At 69.5% G+C, this 21,311-nt stretch carries 15 protein-coding genes; 12 read left to right on the plus strand and 3 right to left on the minus strand.

Annotation, left to right across the window (positions count from 1 at the left end):
- The 5 genes from ACFYP0_RS29005 to ACFYP0_RS29025 all read left to right on the plus strand — a co-directional run bounded on the left by ACFYP0_RS29005 (position 1) and on the right by ACFYP0_RS29025 (position 4,990).
- Entirely contained in the window at positions 1-1,224 is a 1,224-nt protein-coding gene (locus ACFYP0_RS29005) for a mandelate racemase/muconate lactonizing enzyme family protein (protein WP_124860618.1), read from the plus strand.
- A gap of 106 nt (positions 1,225-1,330) precedes the next feature.
- Positions 1,331-2,356: a zinc-dependent alcohol dehydrogenase gene (locus ACFYP0_RS29010; RefSeq protein ID WP_355498744.1), complete on the plus strand. Its 1,026-nt coding sequence runs from the start codon at positions 1,331-1,333 to the stop codon at positions 2,354-2,356.
- Positions 2,353-3,114, plus strand: coding sequence for a 2-dehydro-3-deoxy-D-gluconate 5-dehydrogenase KduD (kduD, locus tag ACFYP0_RS29015; RefSeq protein ID WP_124860622.1), 762 nt, complete (start codon positions 2,353-2,355; stop codon positions 3,112-3,114). Before ACFYP0_RS29010 ends, kduD begins: the two co-directional genes overlap by 4 nt.
- A complete protein-coding gene (locus ACFYP0_RS29020; protein WP_355498748.1) occupies positions 3,111-3,989 on the plus strand; it encodes an amidohydrolase family protein in 879 nt (292 codons plus the stop codon). The genes kduD and ACFYP0_RS29020 overlap by 4 nt, the downstream gene beginning before the upstream one ends.
- Entirely contained in the window at positions 3,986-4,990 is a 1,005-nt protein-coding gene (locus ACFYP0_RS29025; protein WP_124860626.1) for an aldo/keto reductase, read from the plus strand. Before ACFYP0_RS29020 ends, ACFYP0_RS29025 begins: the two co-directional genes overlap by 4 nt.
- A gap of 133 nt (positions 4,991-5,123) precedes the next feature.
- On the opposite strand, the gene ACFYP0_RS29030 is transcribed toward ACFYP0_RS29025, so the two are convergent.
- A complete protein-coding gene (locus ACFYP0_RS29030) occupies positions 5,124-8,672 on the minus strand; it encodes a ThuA domain-containing protein (protein ID WP_124860628.1) in 3,549 nt (1,182 codons plus the stop codon).
- Between the two features lie 521 nt (positions 8,673-9,193).
- Between ACFYP0_RS29030 and ACFYP0_RS29035 the strand changes: the two genes are divergently transcribed.
- The 6 genes from ACFYP0_RS29035 (at position 9,194) to ACFYP0_RS29060 (ending at position 17,306) form a co-directional block, all read left to right on the plus strand.
- Complete coding sequence (locus ACFYP0_RS29035) at positions 9,194-10,705, plus strand: sugar ABC transporter ATP-binding protein (protein ID WP_124860630.1); 1,512 nt, start codon at positions 9,194-9,196, stop codon at positions 10,703-10,705.
- Positions 10,706-10,819: 114 nt separating this feature from the next.
- A complete protein-coding gene (locus ACFYP0_RS29040; RefSeq protein WP_124860632.1) occupies positions 10,820-11,791 on the plus strand; it encodes an ABC transporter permease in 972 nt (323 codons plus the stop codon).
- Positions 11,792-11,793: 2 nt separating this feature from the next.
- The gene (locus tag ACFYP0_RS29045) at positions 11,794-12,777 is read left to right on the plus strand and encodes an ABC transporter permease (RefSeq protein ID WP_124860634.1); all 984 of its coding nucleotides are present in this window, start codon (positions 11,794-11,796) and stop codon (positions 12,775-12,777) included.
- Positions 12,778-12,790: 13 nt separating this feature from the next.
- Positions 12,791-13,975, plus strand: a complete 1,185-nt coding sequence (locus ACFYP0_RS29050) for a substrate-binding domain-containing protein (RefSeq protein ID WP_355498753.1) — start codon at positions 12,791-12,793, stop codon at positions 13,973-13,975.
- A 6-nt stretch (positions 13,976-13,981) separates the two neighbouring features.
- Entirely contained in the window at positions 13,982-14,833 is an 852-nt protein-coding gene (locus ACFYP0_RS29055; RefSeq protein ID WP_124860638.1) for a sugar phosphate isomerase/epimerase family protein, read from the plus strand.
- Between the two features lie 79 nt (positions 14,834-14,912).
- Entirely contained in the window at positions 14,913-17,306 is a 2,394-nt protein-coding gene (locus tag ACFYP0_RS29060) for an RICIN domain-containing protein (protein WP_208741363.1), read from the plus strand.
- Between the two features lie 63 nt (positions 17,307-17,369).
- On the opposite strand, the gene ACFYP0_RS29065 is transcribed toward ACFYP0_RS29060, so the two are convergent.
- Together ACFYP0_RS29065 and ACFYP0_RS29070 are read right to left on the minus strand one after the other, a co-directional pair.
- The gene (locus ACFYP0_RS29065; RefSeq protein WP_279635916.1) at positions 17,370-18,365 is read right to left on the minus strand and encodes a family 43 glycosylhydrolase; all 996 of its coding nucleotides are present in this window, start codon (positions 18,363-18,365) and stop codon (positions 17,370-17,372) included.
- Between the two features lie 18 nt (positions 18,366-18,383).
- Positions 18,384-19,409: a LacI family DNA-binding transcriptional regulator gene (locus tag ACFYP0_RS29070; protein WP_124860642.1), complete on the minus strand. Its 1,026-nt coding sequence runs from the start codon at positions 19,407-19,409 to the stop codon at positions 18,384-18,386.
- A gap of 412 nt (positions 19,410-19,821) precedes the next feature.
- Between ACFYP0_RS29070 and ACFYP0_RS29075 the strand changes: the two genes are divergently transcribed.
- The gene (locus ACFYP0_RS29075; protein ID WP_244219153.1) at positions 19,822-21,138 is read left to right on the plus strand and encodes an ABC transporter substrate-binding protein; all 1,317 of its coding nucleotides are present in this window, start codon (positions 19,822-19,824) and stop codon (positions 21,136-21,138) included.
- The last annotated feature ends 173 nt before the right edge of the window (positions 21,139-21,311 follow it).

The raw sequence follows: 21,311 nt of genomic DNA on the forward strand, positions 1-21,311 counted from the left end.
ATGCGGATCACGGGATATCGGACGCTCACCACGGTCCAGGAATGGGGGCGCCCCGTCGGCGACGCCAACGGCGTGTTCGCTGACGGGGTGGTCCCGGTCTCGATCGTCCTCGTCGACACCGACGAGGGCATCACGGGCGTCGGCCTCGGGCCGCACGTCGAGATCGAGCGGATCTTTCCAGCCATCGAGGGCGAAGACCCCCGTGCCGTGACGTCCCTTTACGACCGCATGTTGCGGCACACCTTCAAGGCCGGCCACGCCGGCCCGGTGTTCGGCACCATCGGCGCTCTGGACACCGCGCTGTGGGACATCAAGGCGCAGGCCGCCGGCGAGCCGCTGTGGCGACTGCTGGGCGGGCGGGACCGGCGGGTCACCGCCTACGCCTCCGGGCTGGACATCGGGCTCACCGACGACGAACTCGTGGCCGAGTACGAGGTCTACGCGAGCCACGGCCTTCGGGCGGCAAAGCTCAAGGGCGGCCTCGACATCGAGCGCGATCGACACCGCCTCAGCCTGGTCAGAGAGGTCCTGGCCGAGGCCGGGCACGGCCGGCGGCCCGGCCTGATGCTCGACGTCAACGAGGCGTGGACCCGCAAGCAGGCCGTCCGACACGTCTGCGAGCTGGAGCGCACCCTGGACCTCATCTGGATCGAGGAGCCGGTCCGGCGCTGGGACGCCGAGGGTCTCGCCGCGGTCAGCCGAGGCGTGTCCGCGTCGGTCGCCACCGGTGAGAACCTGACCGGGCTCGAACAGTACCGTCCGCTGATCGCCGCAGGTGCTGTCGACATCGTCCAGATGGCGGCCGTCTGGGGGGTCACCCACTTCCTGCGGGCGTCCGCCCTGGCCCATGCCCACGACCTGCCGGTCAGCCCGATCGGCAACAGCCCCGTCGGGCTGCTGCACGCCGCGACCTCGGTGCCGAACCACCTGACCAGCGAGTTGCAGGACCTGCACACACCCGTTGGTGTCTCCATCGACCTGCACGTCGAGGACGGCGCCTTCATCCTCGGCGACGCACCCGGTCTCGGGGTCCGGGTGGACGAGGAGCGGATCCGGGCGGTCAACCGCCGTCCGCAGGCGCAGACGGCCGACAGCCCCAACGTCCGGCCGGAGCGGGCCGGACGACGGCTGCTGGCCGGAGTCGACGCGGTGATCCCCACCCGCCAGGTGCCCGTCGTGTCGCTGAACTCCCGCAACGAGGTGTCGCCGACCGTACGGCACTGAGCTGAGCACCAGAGAAGGAAGGGCGTGGGTGCATCGCGACGGCGGTGCACCCACGACCATGCCCGGTCGGCACGACCGACGTACCGACCGTCGAGACGGAGGAACGATGAAGGCAGTCGTCTACCGGGGAGCGCGACACCTCGGAATCGAGAACCGCGACCCGGAGCCACCAGGCCCCGGCCAGGTTCGGATCGAGGTGGCCTACACCGGCATCTGCGGTACGGATCTGCACATCTACCACGGGGACATGGACGCCCGGGTTGGTGACTCCGCGATCATCGGGCACGAGATGTCTGGGCGGATCGCGGCCGTCGGCGACGGCGTGACCGGCTGGAACATCGGTCAGGCCGTCACCGTGATGCCGACCCGGCCCTGCGGACGCTGCGCCGCCTGCCAGCGGGGCAACTCCCACGTCTGCCACGCGATGAACTTCCTCGGCATCGACTCACCGGGTGCCATGCAGTCCTCCTGGACGGTGCCGGTGGAACTGGTCCTGCCGCTTCCCGAGGAGTTGCCCCTCGACCACGCGGCGCTCGTCGAGCCGGTGGCGGTCGCCGTGCACGACGTACGCCGCGGGAACGTGACCGCCGACGACCAGGTCGTCGTGGTCGGTGGTGGGCCGGTCGGCGTCCTCATCGCCACCGTCGCCCGGGGCCGTGGCGCGCGGGTGCTCCTCGTCGAGCCGGACCCGTTCCGACGCGAGGTGGCGGAGGGGATCGGGATCGAGGCCGTCGACCCGCGAGCGACCGACGTCGTGGCGCTGGTCAACGACCGTACCGATGGCGCGGGCGCCGACATCGCCTTCGAGGTGTCCGGCTCCCCGGCCGGCGTCACCACTGCGGTCGACGTCCTCACCACTCGGGGGCGGCTGGTCATGGTGGCGATCCATCCTCAGCCCCGCGAGGTCAACCTGCACCGGTTCTTCTGGCGTGAGCTGGAACTCCTGGGTGCCCGGCTGTATCAGCGCGACGACATGGTGGAGGCGATCCGGTTGGTCGCCTCGGGTGCGATCCCGGCACAGCGGCTGATCTCCCGGGTCGAGCCGGTCGAGGCGGCCGGCGCGGCCTTCGAGGCGCTGGAAGGTGGCGGCGTCATGAAGGTGCTGCTCGATGTGCGGGAGGGAAACCAGTGACGGTGTTGTTCGACCTGTCCGGCCAGACCGCCGTCGTGACCGGGGCGCGGCGCGGTATCGGCCTCGCCATGGCCGAGGCCCTGGCCCTGGCCGGCGCCGACATCGTGGGGGTCTCCGCCCAGCTCGAAGCGGAGGGCAGCGAGGTCGAACGCCGGGTGCGCGCCACCGGCCGCCGGTTCACCGGGCTGCGGGCGGACCTCGGCGACCGGGCGGCCGTGCACCGGTTGGCCAGCGACATCACCGCGCTCGGGCCGGTCGACATCCTGGTGAACAACGGTGGCACGATCGCCCGGACCCCGGCCGTCGAGCACCCGGACGAGATGTGGGACCAGGTGATCGAGGTCAACCTCAGCAGCCAGTTCATCCTCAGCCGGGAGATCGGCCGGACGATGGTCGAGCGCGGCCGAGGAAAGATCATTTTCACCGCGTCGTTGTTGAGCTTCCAGGGCGGCATCACCGTCCCTGGTTACGCCGCCTCGAAGTCGGGCGTGGCCGGCCTCACCAAGGCGCTCGCGAACGAGTGGGCGGCCCACGGGGTCAACGTCAACGCCATCGCGCCCGGCTACATCGCCACCGACAACACCCAGGCGCTGCGCGACGACCCCGACCGCAACCAGGCGATCCTCGGCCGGATCCCGGCCGGGCGGTGGGGCCGGGCCGACGATCTCGGCGGTGCCACCGTGTTCCTGGCGTCGACAGCGTCGGACTACGTCAACGGCGTGGTGCTGCCCGTCGACGGCGGCTGGTTGGGCCGATGACGGGCGCGCAGGAGCCCGGGCAGACCGGGATCGTCGACGCACACCACCACCTCTGGGTCCGGGCACGGCACCCGCAGCCGTGGATCGACCCGGTGACCATGGCGGCCATCGACGCCGACTTCGAACCCGCCGATCTCGCGCCGCCAGCCCGGGCGGCCGGGGTCACAGCGACAGTGGTGGTGCAGTCCATCGCCTCCGACACGGAGACGGTCGACCTGCTGGGAGTGGCCGCCGAGGACACCCTCGTCCGTGGGGTCGTCGGCTGGGTGGACCTGACCGCCGCCGACGTCGCGGAGCACCTCGACCATCTGCGGGCAGCCCGAGGCGGGGAACGCCTCGTCGGCATCCGCCACCTCGTGCAGTCCGAGACCGACCCGGCCTACCTGGACCGTCCCGACGTCCGTCGGGGGATCGCGGCGGTGGGCGCCGCCGGCCTCGTCTTCGACCTGCTGGTACGCCAACACCAACTCCCCATGGCCGCGCGCCTCACGCGCGACCTGCCCGAGGTCAGCTTCGTCCTCGACCACCTCGGCAAGCCCGCGCTCGGCAGTCCGGAGATGGCCGAGTGGAGCCGGGACCTGCGGTCGTTGGCGGCCTCGCCCAACACGACGGCGAAGCTCTCCGGGCTGGTGACCGAGGTGCCGCACCCGTACTGGACGCCGGCTGACCTTCGACCCGCCGTCGAGGACGCCCTCGACGCGTTCGGGCCGGAGCGACTGATGTTCGGCTCGGACTGGCCGGTCTGCCTGCTCGCCAGTTCGTACCAGCGGTGGGTCGACACCCTGGCGGAGCTGCTGGAGGGCCGGGACGGGGCCGACCAGGCGTCGGTCTGGGGTGGGACGGCACGCCGCGTCTACGGGTTGGAGCCATCATGATGGCGCGCGCACTGCCGCGCCGCCCGCAGCTACGACTCACCGAGCTGGGCTTCGGCGCGGCCCAGGGGGGCAACCTGTACCGGACGACGACGGACGAGGAGTTCGCCTCTGCGGTCGACGCCTCGTGGGAGGCGGGCGTCCGGTACTTCGACACCGCGCCGCACTACGGTCTCGGGCTGTCCGAGCGCCGCCTCGGCGCGGCGCTGCGCCAACGGCCGCGCGACGAGTACGTGGTGTCGACGAAGGTCGGGCGACTCCTGGTGCCGTCGCCCCAGGACGCGCACCTGCGGGACTCCGAGGGGTTCGACGTTCCCGCGACCCACCGGCGGGTCTGGGACTTCAGCCGCGACGGCGTACTCCGCTCGATCGAGGCCAGCCTGGACCGGACCGGGCTGGACCGGATCGACGTCGTCTACCTGCACGACCCGGACGACCACTGGGAGCAGGCCGCGCACGTGGCCGTGCCGGCCCTGGTCGACCTGCGCGACCAGGGCGTCGTGGGCGCGATCGGCGCCGGGATGAACCAGTCGGCGATGCTGGCCCGGTTCGTCCGGGAGACCGACGTCGACGTGATGATGTGCGCCGGGCGGTACACCCTGCTCGAACAGGGCGCCGCCGCCGACCTGCTGCCGGCCGCTGAGAGCCGGGGGGTGGGCGTGGTCATCGCGGGCGTCTACAACTCCGGCCTGCTCTCGCGGGACCGGCCGCCGGCCGACGCCGTCTACAACTACGAGCAGGCCCCGGCGGCGTTGATCGAGCGGGCGCGGCGGATCGCCACGGTCTGCGAGACGTTCGGGGTGACACTGCCGCAGGCGGCACTCGCCTTCGTCCGCCAGCACCCGGCCGTGGTGTCGACGGTGGTCGGTGTCCGCACCGAGGCGCAGGTCACCGAGACGGTACGACGCTCCGATGTCGCCGTACCCGAGGAGCTGTGGGACGACCTGGCGGCGGCCGGGCTGCTCACCGTGCCGCCCGGCCGGCTTCCCCTCGGTCCTGCCTGACTGACGACGACGTCCACCTTTGCTCTGCACCCGCGGATGCGACGGTGACGACGACGTCCCGGTCGGGACCGGCTCCGTTACTCGGACACCGGTCCCGACCGGGACGTCATCTGTTACCGCGACAGCCGCAGGGTCAGAGCGCGGTGAACCGCCACAGCTGGTTCGTCGCGTTGCTGCAGGTCCACTGCAACACCCGGGCGCCGTCGGCCGTGGAAGCGCCGTTGACGTCCAGGCAGAGCCCGCTCAGCACACTCTTCACCGTGTACACGCCGGAGGTTCCGGTCGCGGTGGCGGTGAACTTCTGCTGGTTGCCGTTGTTGCAGGTGGCCTGCTGGACGAAGGCACCCGCCGTGGTCGAGCTGCCGACGACCTCGACGCACTTGCCGCTGTGCACCGCCTTGAGGTAGAGCGCGCCGTTACCGGCGTCGACGGCCTGCCACTTCTGGTTGTTGCCACCGGTGGACGCCCACTGGGTGATCTGGGCGCCGTCGGCGGTGGAGACACCGCTGACGTCCATCAGCTTGTTGCTGTGCTGCGCCGTGACCGTGTAGGTCTTGCCGGCCAGGCCGGTGCCGGTGCCGGTGCCGGGTGTCCCGACGCCGTTGCCGCCGAAGGTGTGCGAGTCCAGATCGAAAGAGTTGTTGCTGTTCTTGAACACCATGTAGAGCGTGTGCGTACCGCCGAGGGCGGCGACGCTCACCGGTGTCGTGGACTGGTAGTTGTCCCAGCCACCCGTGCTGGGCACCGTGGTGGTGGCCAGCAGGGTGCCGGTCGGCGAGTCGGCCCGTAGCTCGACCGAGCCGCCGCCGGACGGCGACGACAGCCGGTAGCTGACCGTCGAGATCCCCGACAGGTTCATCGGGTTGAACGCGATCCAGTCGTTGCTGGAGATGTCACCGACGCGCTTGGTGCTCTCCGCGGCCGCCTGGTCGACCACCCGGATGCCGGACTGGCTGCTGAAGTACTCGGACTGCTTGTGCTTCGGTTGCAGGATCGCCTGTGCGGTGCCGGTGAGCGGGGACCCGCCGCCCGAGCCGCCGTTGTCGGTGTACCGCGCGTTCAGCACGTAGAACAGGTTGGCGCCATCGGGGTGCCCACCGAGCAGGTCGGTGGAGATGGTGCCCGAGCAGCCCGGGTACTCGGTGGTCTCGTGGGCGTGGTCGTCGTGACCCAGCGCCGGGTTGAGGAACACCTTCGAGCAGTCGACGGTTCCGCCGTCCGGATCGGTCACGGTGATCTGGTACGACACCTTGTCACCGAAGGTCAGCATGCCGCCGTTGCCCGGTGTGGTGATGGTGACCACCGGGGCGCTGTTGCCGACGGTGATCGGGACGTTGGCGAAGCCGGTCTTGCCAGCGCTGTTGGTGACCTTCAACTGGGCGGTGTAGTTGCCGTTGGAGGTGTACACCTTCGACGGGTTTGCCGCCGTCGAGGTGGTGCCGTCGCCGAACGTCCACAGGTAGCTCAGCGTGTTGCCGTCCGGGTCGGACGTGCCGGCGCTGCTGAACTGGACGGTCAGCGGTGCGCTGCCGCTGGTGGGCGTGCCGGTGGCCTTGACGATCGGTGACCGGCCGCCCTGGTTGTAGTCGATCCGGTAGAGCCCGGAGTCGCTGTTGCCGCCGCCGAAGTTGGTGCCCCACTCCAGCAGGTAGAGCGAGCCGTCCTTGCCGAACTCCATGTCCATCGGCTTGTTGAACCGCACGTTGGGCAGGAACGGGTTGGTGCGGGTGACCGCCGACGAGGAGTCGAAGTGCACCTCCTTGACGTAGTTGCGCGCCCACTCGTAGAAGAAGTGCACCCCGTCGTAGTAGGGCGGGAACTTCGTCGCGGAGGGGTTCGACGCGTCGTACCGGTAGACCGGGCCACCCATCGGCGCCGAGCCGCCGGAGCCCAACTCCGTAAAGGTCGGCGAGGTGCCGTAGCCATACCACATATTGGGTGCGACGACCGGCTTCAGGCTGGTCAGACCGGTGTTGTTCGGCGAGTTGTTGACCGGCGAGCTGCAGTTGAACTTGGAGCCGACGACGCCGGTGTCCGGGTTGAACGGCGCGTACGGCTGGTTGTCGCCGTGGCAGAACGGCCAGCCGTAGTTGCCGGCCTGCTTGATGACGTTCAGCTCGACCAGGCCCTCGGGCCCGCGGTTGGTGGTGGGCGGGTTCCGATCCGGTCCGTAGTCGGCCAGGTAGACCCAGCCGTTGGCCGGGTCGATGGAGAAGCGGAACGGGTTGCGGAAGCCCATCGCGTAGACCTCGGGCTTGGTCTGCGCGGTGCCCTGGGGGTAGAGGTTGCCCGTCGGGATGGTGTAGCCACCGTTGGCCGAGGGCCGGATGCGCAGCAGCTTGCCGCGCAGGTCGTTGGTGTTGCCGGCGCTGCGGGCGGCGTCCAGGTTGGACTTACCCGACCGCCAGTCCAGCGGGGCGTAACCCTGCCAGTTCGGGTCCAGGTTCGGCGGCGTGTCGTCGCCGGTGCCGATGAAGAGGTTGCCGTCCGGGCCGAACTTGATGTAGCCGCCGGTGTGGCCGGGCTCCGGGAACGTCCGGTCCCGGTACGCCGGAATGTCGATGATCGTCACGCCGCTGGACGTGTTCAGCGTGTCACCGCTGACCGTGTAGCGGGAGACCCGGTTGACGTCGGTGCTGCTGCTCGCCGGCGAGTGGTAGAGGTAGATGTAGCCGTTGGTGGCGAAGTTGGGGTCCAGCGCCATGCCGGTCAGGCCGTCCTCGCCGCCGGTGTAGACGCTGAGCGTGCCGGCGGTGACGGTGCTGTTGGTGGAGGGCTTGAAGATCTTCACCTGGCCGCCGCGCTGGACGTAGAAGACCCGGCCGTCCGGTGCCACGCCCAGCGCCATCGGGTCGACGGTGTTGTCGTCGAGGGTGCGCTTCTCGAAGTTGCCCCAGACGGTGCCGCCGCAGTCACCGGCGGCGTTACCGGCCGCCCACTTGATGCCACCGAGCACGTGATTCTGGAAGTTCGCCTCGCTGTAGGAACCGATCGCGTGGCCCATCGCGGTGGCCCACACCCGCCCGCCACTGGTGTTGCGGCACCAGGAGATCGGATGATCCGGGCCCATCGCCCGGGATCCCGGGTTGTACGTACGCTCGTCGGCGGTCACCAGCACGTGGACGTTGCCGCGGGGGTTGGCGTCGAAGTTGTACCACTCTTCGCTGCGGGTCCACCGATCCGGCAGGCTGGCCGTCGACGGGTGCTTCTTGTCGGCGACGATGGCGGTGCCCTGGAGTACGCCGGGGGAGTGCTCGGGCATGTGGGCGCCGCCGTTGATGGTCTGGTCCCACCACGGGTACTCGGACTCGATGCCCATGTCGAGGGCGTTGTGGATGCCCACGATGCCCTTGCCGCTGGCGAGGTAACCCTCCACCGCCTGGCGCTGCGCCGCCGAGGTCCAGACCATGCCGGAGGTCTGGAGCATGACGATCACGTCGAAGGTAGCCAGGTTGCTGGCGGTGAAGACGCTCGAGTCCTCGGTGGCCACCACCTCGAAGTTGTTCGCGGTGGCCTGCTGCTGGATCATGCTGATCCCGGCGGCGATCGAGTCGTGGCGGTAGCCGGTGGTCTTGCTGAACACCAGGGCGCGGAAGGCGGGGGCCGCCGACGCGGGTGGGGCGAGGCCGAGCGCCAGTAACAGGCCGGCGATCACCGAGATGAGCAATGTGTTACGACGCATGCCGTCTCCTAGGTTGGGCGGGCGTAGGGATTGCGACCACGGGCCCTGCGACGCGTCAGGTTGACCCTGGACACGTGCGGGGACACGGGCGCGCTTGTCTGCCTCATGCCGTTCGCCGCAACGGCAGTCAGACCTGCGGGACGTCACACAGCGTGATGGTGGCCGTGGTGCTCGTCCCGTGGTCCACGAGGTCAGGATGAGCTAGAGATCGAAGACTGTCAATGCACAAAGTAACGTCCGACGTCCTGCCCGGTGGACGGCGGTCGCGCTCGGCCCCTTTTGCTGCGGCACCGCCTGTCGATCGCGACCCGGCCTGCGGTCGGGCTTGATCGAGGATTGCGGACCCGCATCCAAACATCTATCTTCATACGTGTGATGTTTCGCGGATGTCAAGGGAATGTTTGCACCGCAAGAACGTAAGTCCTCGCTGTTGGCACGAAAGTTTGTTGTCCAGCGCCTCGAAGCCGCCGTAGTGTGGCATTTAATCTTGTCGATGACTACTGTCTGTGAGGGCTTTCGGGATGTCAGATCCGCCGCCGACGCCGCTTCTCACCCTTCGGGGCATCGGCAAGTCCTTCCTCGGAGTGCGCGTTCTCGACGGTGTCGACCTCGATGTCGCGCCGGGCGAGGTGCACGCCGTGGTCGGCGAGAACGGTGCCGGGAAGTCCACCCTCATGAAGATCGTCTCGGGCGGGTACGCCCCGGACGGGGGCACTGTCGAGTTCGCCGGTGCGAGACGTACGTTCCGTGGCCCGCGCGACGCGCAGCGGGCCGGCATCGGCATCATCCACCAGGAGTTCAACCTGCTCCCGGAGCGCACCGTAGCGGAGAACGTCTACCTGGGGCACGAGCCGGTCCGACGCGGGCTCGTCGATCGTCGGGGGATGCTCGACCGCACCACGCGGCTGCTCGCCTCGGTCGGTGAGACCACGTTGCCGGCCGACGCCCGGGTGGGGCAGCTGGGCGTCGCGCAGCAGCAGGTCGTCGAGATCGCCAAGGCGCTCGCCCTGGACGCGCGTCTGCTCATCATGGACGAGCCGACCGCCGCGCTGGCCGACCACGAGGTCGAGTTGCTCTACGGGCTGGTGCGCCGACTCCAGGAGCGGGGCATCGGGCTGCTGTACGTCTCGCACCGGCTCGCCGAGGTCTTCGACCTGTCCGGTCGGATCACCGTCCTCAAGGACGGCCGTCGGGTCACCACAGTGGACACCGCAGACACCACCGCAGACGAGCTGGTGCGGCACATGGTCGGCCGGGAGCTGTCCAGCTACTACCCGGACCGGGCCGCCCCCGAGGACCGGGGCCCGGTGCGGCTCAACCTTCGCGACGCGGGAAACCGGAAGCTGCGGGACGTCAACCTCCAGTTGCGCGCCGGCGAGGTGCTCGGTATCGGTGGCCTCCAGGGCTCCGGGCGCTCGGCGCTGGCCCGCGCGATCTTCGGGGTGTCACCGTTCACGACCGGCGACGTCACGCTCGACGACCGGCCGGTCCGACTGCGCTCACCCCGCACCGCGATGCGGGCCGGCATCGCCTACGTCACCGAGGACCGCAAGGGCGAGGGGATCGTCCCCCGGCAGTCGGTGCTGGACAACGCGCTGCTCGCCAGCCGGGCCGTCTTCGCCGCCCGGTCCGGTCGGGCGGCGAGGACCACCCGGGTACGCGAGTTGCTGGCCGCCGTGGAGATCCGTGGCGCCGGCGACGACCAGGAGATCCGCTTTCTGTCCGGCGGCAACCAGCAGAAGGTCGTGCTGGCCCGATGGCTCGCGCTCAACCCGCGGATCCTGCTCTTCGACGAGCCGACCCGGGGGATCGACGTGGGAGCGAAGTCAGCCATTCACGATCTCGTCCGCCGCCTTGCCCGTGATGGCGCGGCCGTGCTGATGATCTCGTCCGATCTACCGGAGCTGCTGGGGATGAGTGACCGGATCGTCGTCATGCGGGACGGCCACGTCGCGGGCGAACTGCCCGCCGGCGCGACCGAGGAGGAGGTCGTCGCGTTGGCGGTCGGCACCGTGCGGGAGCCGGCCCAGTGAGCGCGAGGAGTGAGCCGGGTTTGCGAGCCCCGCAGTCGCGAACCGAGGTGACCCAGTGAGCGCGAGGAGTGAGCCGGGTTTGCGAGCCCCGCAGTCGCGAACCGAGGTGACCCAGTGAGCGCACTGTCGCTGTTGCCGGCCCGGCGTTCCGTACCGGGCGTGTTCGTGGCCCTGACCCTGACCCTGACGATCGGCTGGCTGGTCGTCCTGCTCGACGGGGGTCAGCTCTTCAACCAGTCCACGACGGTGAGTCTGCTGCATGTGGCCGCCGGCCTCGGCCTCGTCGCGGTGGGCCAGACCCTGGTCATCCTGGGAGGCTCGCTCGACCTCTCGGTGGCGTACGTGATCAGCCTCAGCACCCTCGTCGCGGCCGAGACGATGAACGGCAGCGACGGCGCGGTGCTGCCGGCGATCGGCCTGGTGCTCGTCGTCAGCGCCGGCGTCGGGCTGCTCAACGGGCTGCTCGTCACCAGGTTCCGGGTCAACGCGTTCATCGCGACCCTCGGCGTCGGGCTGCTGCTCAAGGGTTACCTCGACAACGGCTACGACGGCCCGGCCGGCACCACCGCACCCTCGCTGGTGCACGCGCTCGGCTACCAGCGCATCGGGCCGCTGCCGGTGTCGTTCCTGCTGCTGATAGCGGTCACCGCGGCGGCCTGGTTCGCGCTCTCGCGGACCCGCTTCGGCCACCACCTGGTCGCCGTCGGCGGGGATCCGGAGGTGGCCCGGCTCTCCGGCGTCCGCAACGACCGGGTCCTCGTCACCGCCCACGTGCTGTGCTCGATGTGCGCAGGGCTCGCCGGCATCTACCTCGCCAGTCGGCTCGGCTCGGGCGCCCCACGCGTCGGCACCGAGGGCCTCTACGACCTGGAGTCGATCGCCGCGGTGGTGATCGGCGGTACCGCCCTCGCCGGTGGGCGCGGCGGCGTCATCGGCACGGTCGGTGGGGTGCTGCTGCTGGCCAGCATCGACGCCATCTTCAACCAGCTCGAGGTCGACGCCTTCTTCAAGCAGGTGATCCGGGGCGTCATCATCATCGCCGCGGTCGCCGTCTACGCCCGCCGGGCCATGCGAAAGGCGGCCTAGCCATGCAGACCGTCCAGCCCCGTTCCCTGCCGCTGCGTCTGCCGCGGGTGCGTCCCGGTGGTGTCCTGCCGATCCTCGCGATCCTCGCGGTGCTGTTGGTGCTCGTCGGCATCCGGCAGCCCGACTTCCTGGCCCCGCAGTCGCTGATGTCCTTCCTCGGCCGTTCGGCACCGATCATCCTGCTCGCCGCCGGTCAGTACTTCGTGATCGTGTCCGGCGAGTTCGACCTCTCGGTCGGTTCCCTGGTCACCGCTCAGGTGGTGGTCGCCGCCCGGCTGATCGACAGCGACCCGGCGCGTACCTGGCCGGTGGTGCTGCTCCTGCTCGCCTTCGGAGTGCTGGTCGGGCTGGTCAACGGCCTGATCACGACGCGGCTGCGGGTGCCGTCGTTCATCACCACCCTCGGCATGTTCCTGATCCTCGTCGGCGCGGTCTACCTCTGGTCCGACGGCGCCCCGAAGGGTGGGCTCTCCGAGGAGTTCCGGCGGTTCGGCCGGCGGGCCTTCGAGGACGTGCCGCTGCTGGGCCGCGTGCCGTACGCGCTGCTGGTCCTGGTGGTCCTGGCGGTGGCGGCCGTGCTGCTGATGCGCTCGGACTTCGGTCGGACGCTGGTCGCCGTCGGCGACAACCCGCGCACCGCCGAGCTGAGCGGTGTACGCGTGTGGCGTACCCGGACCTTCGCCTTCATCCTCAGCGGGCTCGCGGCGGCGGTGGCGGCCATCCTCCTGGGCGGCTACAGCGGTGTGTCGTTCCAGGCCGGTGCCGGCCTGGAGTTCGGTGCGATCACCGCTGTCGTCCTCGGTGGGGTGGCGCTCGGCGGGGGTCGCGGCGCGGTCGTCGGGGCGATGCTCGGCGCGCTGACCCTCGAACTGCTGTTCGCCCTCATGAATTTCTACGGCGTCTCCGGCGCCCTCAGGTCGACCGTCCAGGGCGCGATCATCCTGCTCGCCGTGGCGGTCTCGGCAACCCGTTCTTCGTCGAGATAAAGGGGAAACCATAGTGCGACGTTCCATGGCGGCCATTGCCGCTGTCACCCTGCTGTCCCTTGCCGCCTGTGCCACCGACGAGCCGGCCGCGAGCCCGTCGGGAAGTGCGTCCGCCGCCACCGGGTCCGGCACCGGGGACCAGTCGAAGTTCTTCGTGCAGGCCGACTACGACGCCGAGTTGGCGCTGCTCGACGCGGCACCGACGGGCCCGGCCGACAAGCCGTGGGAGCAGGTGCTCAACCCGACGATGGTCGACACCGCCAAGTTCAAGAAGAACGGCCCACACAAGATCTGCTTCTCGAATGCGGCCCTGAACAACCCCTGGCGGCAGGTCGGGTTCAAGACCATGCAGGCCGAGGTGGAGGCGCAGAAGAGCCGCATCAAGGAGTTCGTGCACGTCGACGCCGAGGGCAAGGACCAGAAGCAGATCGCGGACATCAACGATCTGCTCGGCAAGGGCTGCGACGCGCTCATCGTCTCGCCGAACACCACCGCCACGCTCACCCCAGCCGTCGAGGCGGCCTGCAAGGCCGGGCTGCCGGTCGTCGTCTTCGACCGTGGTGTCAACACGAAGTGCCCGGTGACGTTCATCAACCCCATCGGCGGTTACGGGTTCGGCCACGTCGGGGCCGAGTTCGTCAGCCAGAAGATGAAGCCCGGCGGCAAGGTCCTCGCCCTGCGGATCCTGCCCGGCGTCGACGTCCTGGAGACCCGCTGGTCGGCGGCGAAGGTGGCGTTCGACAAGGCGAAGGTCGACGTCGTCGGTGTCGAGTTCACCGATGGTGATCCGGCCAAGACCAAGAAGATCGTCGACGACTACATCCAGCGGTACGGCACGATCGACGGGGTCTGGATGGACGCCGGAGCGGTGGCCGTCGCGGCGGTCGAGGCGTTCCAGGACGCGGGCAAGCCCGTTCCGCCGATGAACGGTGAGGACCAGCTCGACTTCCTGAAAATCTGGAAGGACAAGAAGCTCACCGCGATCGCGCCGACCTACCCGACCTACCAGTGGCGTACGCCGATCATCGCGGCGCTGCGGATCCTCGACGGCCAGCAGGTGTCCAACCCGTGGAAGCTGCCGCAGCCGACCGTCACCCAGGACAACCTGGACCAGTACATCGACGCGGGCATGCCGCCGCTGCACTACGCGATGTGCGGCTGCACCGACCTGCCCGGTTACCCGCAGCGCTGGAAGTAGGGTCCGATGTACGCCATCGGCGTCAACCCCTGGGTCTGGGCCTCGCCGGTCGACGACAAGGCCCTGGCCGAGCTGATCCCGCGGATCGCCGCGTTCGGCTTCGACGCGATCGAGTTGCCGATCGAGCAGCCCGGCGACTGGGACCCGATCCGTACCCGGGACCTGTTGGCGGAGCACGGCCTCGTCGCCGCCGGCGTCTGCGCGGTGACCCCGCCGGGGCGGGAGTTGGTCGACGCCGCGCCAGCGGTCGTCGAGTCGACGGTGGCGTACCTGAAGGGCTGCGTGGCGAGCGCGGCGGCCGTCGGCGCTGGATGCGTCGGCGGCCCCGCGTACGCCTCGGTCGGCCGCACGTGGCGGATGTCGCCAACGGCTCGCGCGGCCTGCTACGCGGATTTCCGGCGGGCCCTGGCGCCGGTGGCCGAGCAGGCCGGCGAGTTGGGCGTGAGCATCGGTGTCGAGGCGTTGAACCGCTACGAGACGAGCGTCGTCAACACGATCGAGCAGACGATCGAGTTGATCGACGGGCTACCGCCGAACGTCGGCATCATGATCGATACCTACCACATGAACATTGAGGAGGCCGACCCCTACGCGGCCCTCGCCGTCGCCGGCCGGCACATCAAGCACGTCCAGGTCAGCGGCACCAACCGGGGTGCTCCCGGCGCTGACCACTTCGACTGGCCCCGCTTCTTCACGGTCCTGCGGGACACCGGTTACCAGGGTGCGATCTGCATCGAGTCGTTCACGGCGGAGAACGAGGCCATCGCCACCGCCGCGGCGATCTGGCGTCCGTTGGCCCCCTCGCAGGACCGTCTCGCCACGGACGGCCTGCGCTATCTCCGGGAGATCCTCGGATAACTGCCCGACCCGTCACCCCCGCGCTGGTCGAGGCCGTTGCGCCACCCCCACCCCGTTCTCACGTCAGGAGCACCGTCCCGTGTCCTCGTCCCTTTCGTCGCTGCGCCGACTGCTGGCCGGCGCCGCCGCGACAGCGGTGACCGCCCTGGTCGCGGTAACCGCCTCGGTGTCCCCGGCCCAAGCGGCCACCACCACCCTCTACGCGTCGCCCGCCGGCACCGGCACCGTGTGTTCCGCCAGCCAACCGTGTTCGCTGACCGCCGCCCAGACCGCGGTGCGGGCGATCAACAGCGCGATGTCCGGTGACATCGTCGTGGAGTTGGCCAACGGCGCGTACCGGCTGTCGTCGCCGCTGCGGTTCACCGCTGCCGACTCGGGCAACAACGGCTATCAGGTGATCTGGCGGGCGGCCTCCGGCGCACGTCCGACGATCACCGGCGCCCGGGCGGTCACCGGCTGGTCGCTCGTCGACTCCGGGAAGAACATCTGGCGGGCCAACGTCGGCGCCGGGCTCGACTCCCGTCAGCTCTACGTCAACGGGGCCGTGGCCACCCGGGCACGTACCGCCGTGAACCGCTCCGACTTCACCTTCACCACGTCCGGCATGCGGTTCACCAACGGCGCGCTCAGCTACCTCAACAACCTCGGCAACCAGAACCGGGTCGAGGTGGAGAGCGTCGGTTCGTTCACCGACCGGTACTCGCCGGTGCAGAGCATCAGCGGAAACTTCCTGACGATGCAGCAGCCCGCGTGGAACAACAACACCTTCGGGTTCGACACCCTCTCCAGCCCGCACCGCGCCGGCCCCTTCTACCTGACCAACGCGTACGAGTTCCTGGACTCGGCGGGGGAGTGGTACCTCAACCCCAGCAACGGTCAGCTCAACTACATCCCCCTCGCCGGGCAGAACATGAGCTCGGTCAGCGTCGAGTTGCCGCAGTTGCAGTCCCTGGTCAACGTGGGCGGCACCCTCGCCTCGCCGGCACACCACATCTCGTTCAGCGGCATCACCTTCACCGGCACCAGTTGGCTCGGCCCGAGCAGCAGCAACGGCTTCGCCGACCAGCAGACCGGCGCCCACATCACCGGCACCTGGTCCCGGCCGGCCGACGCGCTGACCTCCTGCCAGGCCGGCTGCCCCCAGTTCGAGGCCACCCGGCCCAACTGGAACCAGATGCCCGCCGCCGTGCAGGTCTCCGCGGCCAACACCATCACCTTCAGCGACTCCCAGTTCGTCAACCTCGGGCAGACCGCGATCGGCATCGGCAACGACGCCAACGCCCACGCCAGCGGTGTCGGTCTGGGCGCCAGCAACATCACCGTCACCCGCTCCGAGATCGCCCGCAACTCCGCCGGCGGCGTCGTGGTCGGCGGTGTACGCGCAGACGCCCACCACCCCAGTGATCAGCGGATGGTCAACCGCAACATCACCATCAGCAACAACCGGGTGCACGATCTCGGCCTGGAGTACCGGGGCGTGGTCTCGATCCTGACCACCTACGTGAACACGGCGACGGTTTCGTACAACGAGGTCTACAACATGCCGTACACCGGCCTGTCGGTCGGCTACGGCTGGGGCGCCAACGACGCGGGCGGCAGTCAGCACTACGCGAACCGGGGCCTGTACAACTACCAGCCGCGCTACACCACGGCGACCACCGCGGCCAACAACCAGGTCATCGGCAACTACGTGCACGACGTGATGCAGCAGATGACCGACGGCGGATGCATCTACACGCTGTCGGCGAACCCGGGCGCGACCATCAACCAGAACTACTGCCTGCGGACCAACGGCTGGTTCGGGCTCTACTTCGACGAGGGCTCCCGCTACTACACCGCCCGCAACAACGTGTTCTCCTCCACCGGTACCTGGGCCACCGCCAACTACTGGTACGCGGAGAACATGGGTAACTTCACGGTCACCAACAACTGGTCGACGAACAACTCCACGAACGTGACGAACGGCGACCGCGGCAACGTGGTCAACGGCAACGTCACGGTCAGCAACGGCAGTTGGCCGTCGGGCGCGCAGACGGTGATCAACGCGGCTGGTGTGCAGAGCGGTGGTGGCACCAACCCGCAGAACGTGCAGATCGTGGGTGCACAGTCGGGCCGGTGCGCCGAGATCGGCAACTCCAGCACGACAAACGGCACGCAGGCCCAGATCTGGGACTGCATCAGTGCGGCCACCAACCAGCGGTGGACCCACACCGCCAGCCGTCAGCTCATGGTCTACGGCACCAAGTGCCTGGACGCCTCCGGCCAGGGCACCAGCAACGGCACCGCGGTGGTGATCTGGGACTGCAACGGCGGCACCAACCAGCAGTGGAACGTCAACGCCAACGGCACGATCACCGGTGTGCAGTCGGGTCTCTGCCTGGACGCCAACGGCGCCGCGACGGCGAACGGCACGAAGCTGATCCTCTGGGCCTGCTCCGGCGGCACCAACCAGCAGTGGCAGTTGCGCAGCTGATCCAGTAGCTGGACACCGACAGGTCCGGGCCGGGGCGAGACGCCTCGGCCCGGACCTGTCCGGTTACGGCTCTGCGACCACCGTCAGCCCGGTCGAGGAGCTGTAGCGGACCGGGATGGGATCGGTGAGTTCCCCGACGAATGTTCCGTCGACGTGGTCGAGGAAGCCGATGAGGGACCAGTCGTCGGCGGGTCCGGGGACCAGCCGGGGCGCGTACAGGTGCGGGTGGGCGAACGGTTGGGCGGACGCGATGTCCCACGGCCCGAGGGTGGTCTCGCCGGTCGCCACCCAGATCCGGTGGTCGTCGCGCCGAGCGCTGCCGGTGGCCTCGGTGGAGAAGAGCAGCAGCGGCTGCCCGTCGAGGACCGCGACCTGGGGCACCTCCAGGTGACCGAAGCCGGCCGGAGTCGACAGCGGCGGCGCGACGGTCCAGGTGACGAGGTCGGTGGAGGTGGCGTGGCCGACGACGCCACGGGTGTTCGCCGGACCGGTGTTGGCGCGGGCGGTGATGAGCATGTGCCAACCCTTGCCGTCGGGGTCGGGGAACACCCACGGGTCACGCCACGCCTGCTCGTACCACAGCTCCTTGTCCAGCAGCTCGTACCAGGTGGGGTCGGCCTGGACGATCGGTTCGGTGCCGTGCCGGTGCCAGGTCATGAGGTCGTCGGAGACGGCCAGTCCGATGCGTTGGACGAGCCCGTCCTCCGCACGACCGACCCCGGTGTAGAACAGGTACCAGCGTCCGTCAGGCCCGCGGACGGTGCAGCCCGTCCAGGTCGCCAGGTCGTCCCAGCTGGGCGCGTCGGCGGGGACCACGGCGTCGGCGACCAGGCGCCACGAGCGCAGGTCCGCCGAGACGGCGTGGCCGATGGTGGCCCGGCGGTGGCGGCGGTGCGGGTCGTGCAGGGCACGGGACGCGCGCAGGAAGAACACGTGCCAGAGGCCGTTGTCGTCCCGCGTGTACCAGCTGTCCCACACCCAGTGGTCGGGTAGACGAAGCATGGTCCGAAACCTAGCACTAAACCGTTTTAGCGCCGGTCGAGGCCGAACCGCCGGCACGGATCGGAGGGCCGGTGGTCAGCCGGCCGGAGGCGCGAGGGACCGGCGTCGGCGCAGGGGCATCGGAACGAGCGAGGGTTCGGCGGCGCCCCCGTCCAGGAGCAGTTCGACCGCTCGCCGTCCCATCTGCTCGTGCGGCAGCGCCGTGGTGGCCAGGCTCGGACGCAACCAGGCGGCGATCGGGTCGTCGTCGAACGAGATCACCGAGATGTCCTCCGGGACGGTCAGCCCCGCCTCGCCGAGTGCCTGGTAGGCCCCGAAGGCCAACCGGTCGTTCATGCAGATGATCGCGCTGGGTCGCTTCGGCTTGCTCAGCAGGCTGCGCATGGCGGCGTACCCGTGCTCGGGCAACCACTCGGTGCAGAAACACTCGGCCAGGAGGCCGACCTTTGCCTCGTCCAGTGTCTGCCGGATGCCGTGCAGGCGGGCGCGGGCGGCGAGCGAGACCTCCGGGTCGTCCTCCTTGAGTCGGTTGCGGCCGATGAGCGCGATCGTATCGCGGTGGCCAAGCTCCAGCAGGGCGGTGGCGACGGAGCGGCCGGCCCCCTCGTCGTCGGGGACCACGCTGGGCAGGCCGTCGGGGCTGGTGGCGTTGAGCAGCACCACCGGGCCCCCGAGGATGGCCGCGGGCACCGTCAGCCGCCGGGTCGCCATCGCCGCGTAGATCACCCCGTCGACCTGCCGGTCCAGGACAGCCTCGATGGCGTACTGCTCGAAGGTGGCGTCGCCCTGCGTCTCGGTGATGAGCAGGACGTGGTCCCTTTCGCGGGCCGCGTCGAGGGCGCCGCGGATGAGGTCGCCGGCGAACCGGGTGGTGGCCACGATGTCGGAGACGAACGCGATGGTGGCCGTCTTGCGGGTGCGCAGGCTGCGCGCGGCGAGGTTGGGCCGGTAGCCGAGCTCCTCGGCGGCGGCGAACACCCGCTGGTGCGCCTCGGCCGAGAGTCGGGTGCCCTCCCTGCCGTTGAGCACCATCGACGCGGCGGTCTTGGACAGCCCGGCTCTCCGCGCGACGTCGGCGAGTGTTGCTCTGTTGCGGCCCATCAATCCTCCGAATCAGGCGCGGTGCCACAGGCGCCGCTCCCGCCCATCATGATGCGTCGCCGTCCGGGATCGAGCGCCGGTCACGTCGGGTGTGGTGTGAACCCGACGTTTCCGCACCGTTGCCAAGTTGTCCTTGACAGCTTCCCGTGCCGCGCGCATGCTCTGCTAAATCAGTTTAGCGACCACTTCTGGTGCATCCAGAGGCGCCTTCGGTGGCCGTGCCGGGTTCTTTTGTGCTGACGGTACGGGTGCTGCGCTCGGGCGACAGGTCACGGCGTACGTGTCGTGACCTCCGCCGGGTCGCGGTGGTCCCGGTGGAGCCGTCGCGCGGCCGTGGGTCGCGGGACGCGTGGAGATGTCAAGGAGTCATGAAATGGCAGAATTGCTGACAAAGTTTCCGCGACGGAGAGCTGTGCTCCTCGCGTCGCTGCTGGCGGTCGGGATGACCGCGACGGCCTGCAGCGCGCCGGGGGAGGACCGGTCGTCGACCCAGAAGTCCGACGCCGCCGTCAAGACGGAGCTGGGCGCCGATCCGATCACCCTGGAGATGTACGCGGAGACCGGCTTCCCGCTGGCCAAGGCGTTGGCCGACGAGTTCTCCAAGCAGCACTCGAACGTCAAGTTCAACGTCCGCGAGGACCAGTTCACGGTGATCGTGGAGAACGCGCCCCGGGTGATGGCGTCGGACAACTCGCCCGACATCATCCGGCTCCCGACCATGGTCGACCTGGTCAAGGACGACCTGCTCAAGAACCTCGACCCGTACTTCACCGCGTACGGCTGGGACAAGTTCCCCGCCTCGCAGCTCATGCAGCTGCGCGTCGGCGAGAACACCCGGGGCACCGGCTCGCTGTACGGGATGGGGCTCGGCTACAGCGTCACAGGCGTCTTCTACAACAAGAAGCTGGCCACTCAGATCGGCATGACCCAGCCGCCGGCCACTGTCGCCGAGTTCGAGGAGCTGCTGGCCAAGGCGAAGACCGGTGGGGTCCAGCCGATCATGCAGTTCAACAAGAACACCGCGGGCATCAACTTCCCGCACCAGGCACTGCAGAACCAGTTCGGCGACCCGACCCTGGTCGCCGACTGGATCTTCCAGAAGCCGGGGGCCACGTTCGACACGCCGGCCGCCCTGAAGGCCACCCAGACCATCCAGAAGTGGGCCCAGGCCGGCTACTTCACCAAGGACGCCAACGCCCTGGACTACGCGGGCATGGTGGGGGAGTTCCAGAAGGGCAACGGCCTGTTCATGTTCAACGGTGACTGGGAGTCGGCCAACCTCGACAAGTCGATGCCCGGCAACGTGGGCTTCTTCCTCTTCCCCACCGAGTCCGCCGGTGGAAAGCACGTGGCGATGTCCGCCCCCAACACCTTCGGCGTCTCCGCCAAGGCCAAGAACCCGGACGCCGCCGCGTACTTCCTGAACTGGGTGCACACCAACGCCAAGGCCCGCGAGATCTCGGTGACCGTCGGCGGCTCCAGCCCTGGCGGCCCGAGTGACCTGCCGGTGCCGAGCGCCGCCCCGAACACGGTGCTGGCCGAGACCCTGAAGGCGTCACAGCAACTCGGTGCGGAGAACGGCGCTGTGGACTTCACCGCGAACGCGACCGGCGGAATCTTCGCCGCCGCGATCACGCCGGAGATGCAGAAGCTGATCGCCGGTCAGCAGACGCCCGAGGGGTACGTGAAGGCGGTCCAGGCCGAGTATCAGAAGGAACTGTCCCGATGACGTCTGCCCTCGGCAGCGCACCAACCGGGCACGACGATCGTCGCGCCCGCCCCACCCCCGCGGGGGGGCCCCCCCCCAAAGGGGGGGCCCCCGCCCCGGCCCGCGCGGGGTGTGACAAGGCCGCCCCCGGGGTGTGCACGGGGTTTTGATAGCGGCCCCGCCCGCCCGCCACA

It is taken from the genome of Micromonospora arida (assembly GCF_042873195.1).
GTDB classification, from domain to species: domain Bacteria; phylum Actinomycetota; class Actinomycetes; order Mycobacteriales; family Micromonosporaceae; genus Micromonospora; species Micromonospora arida.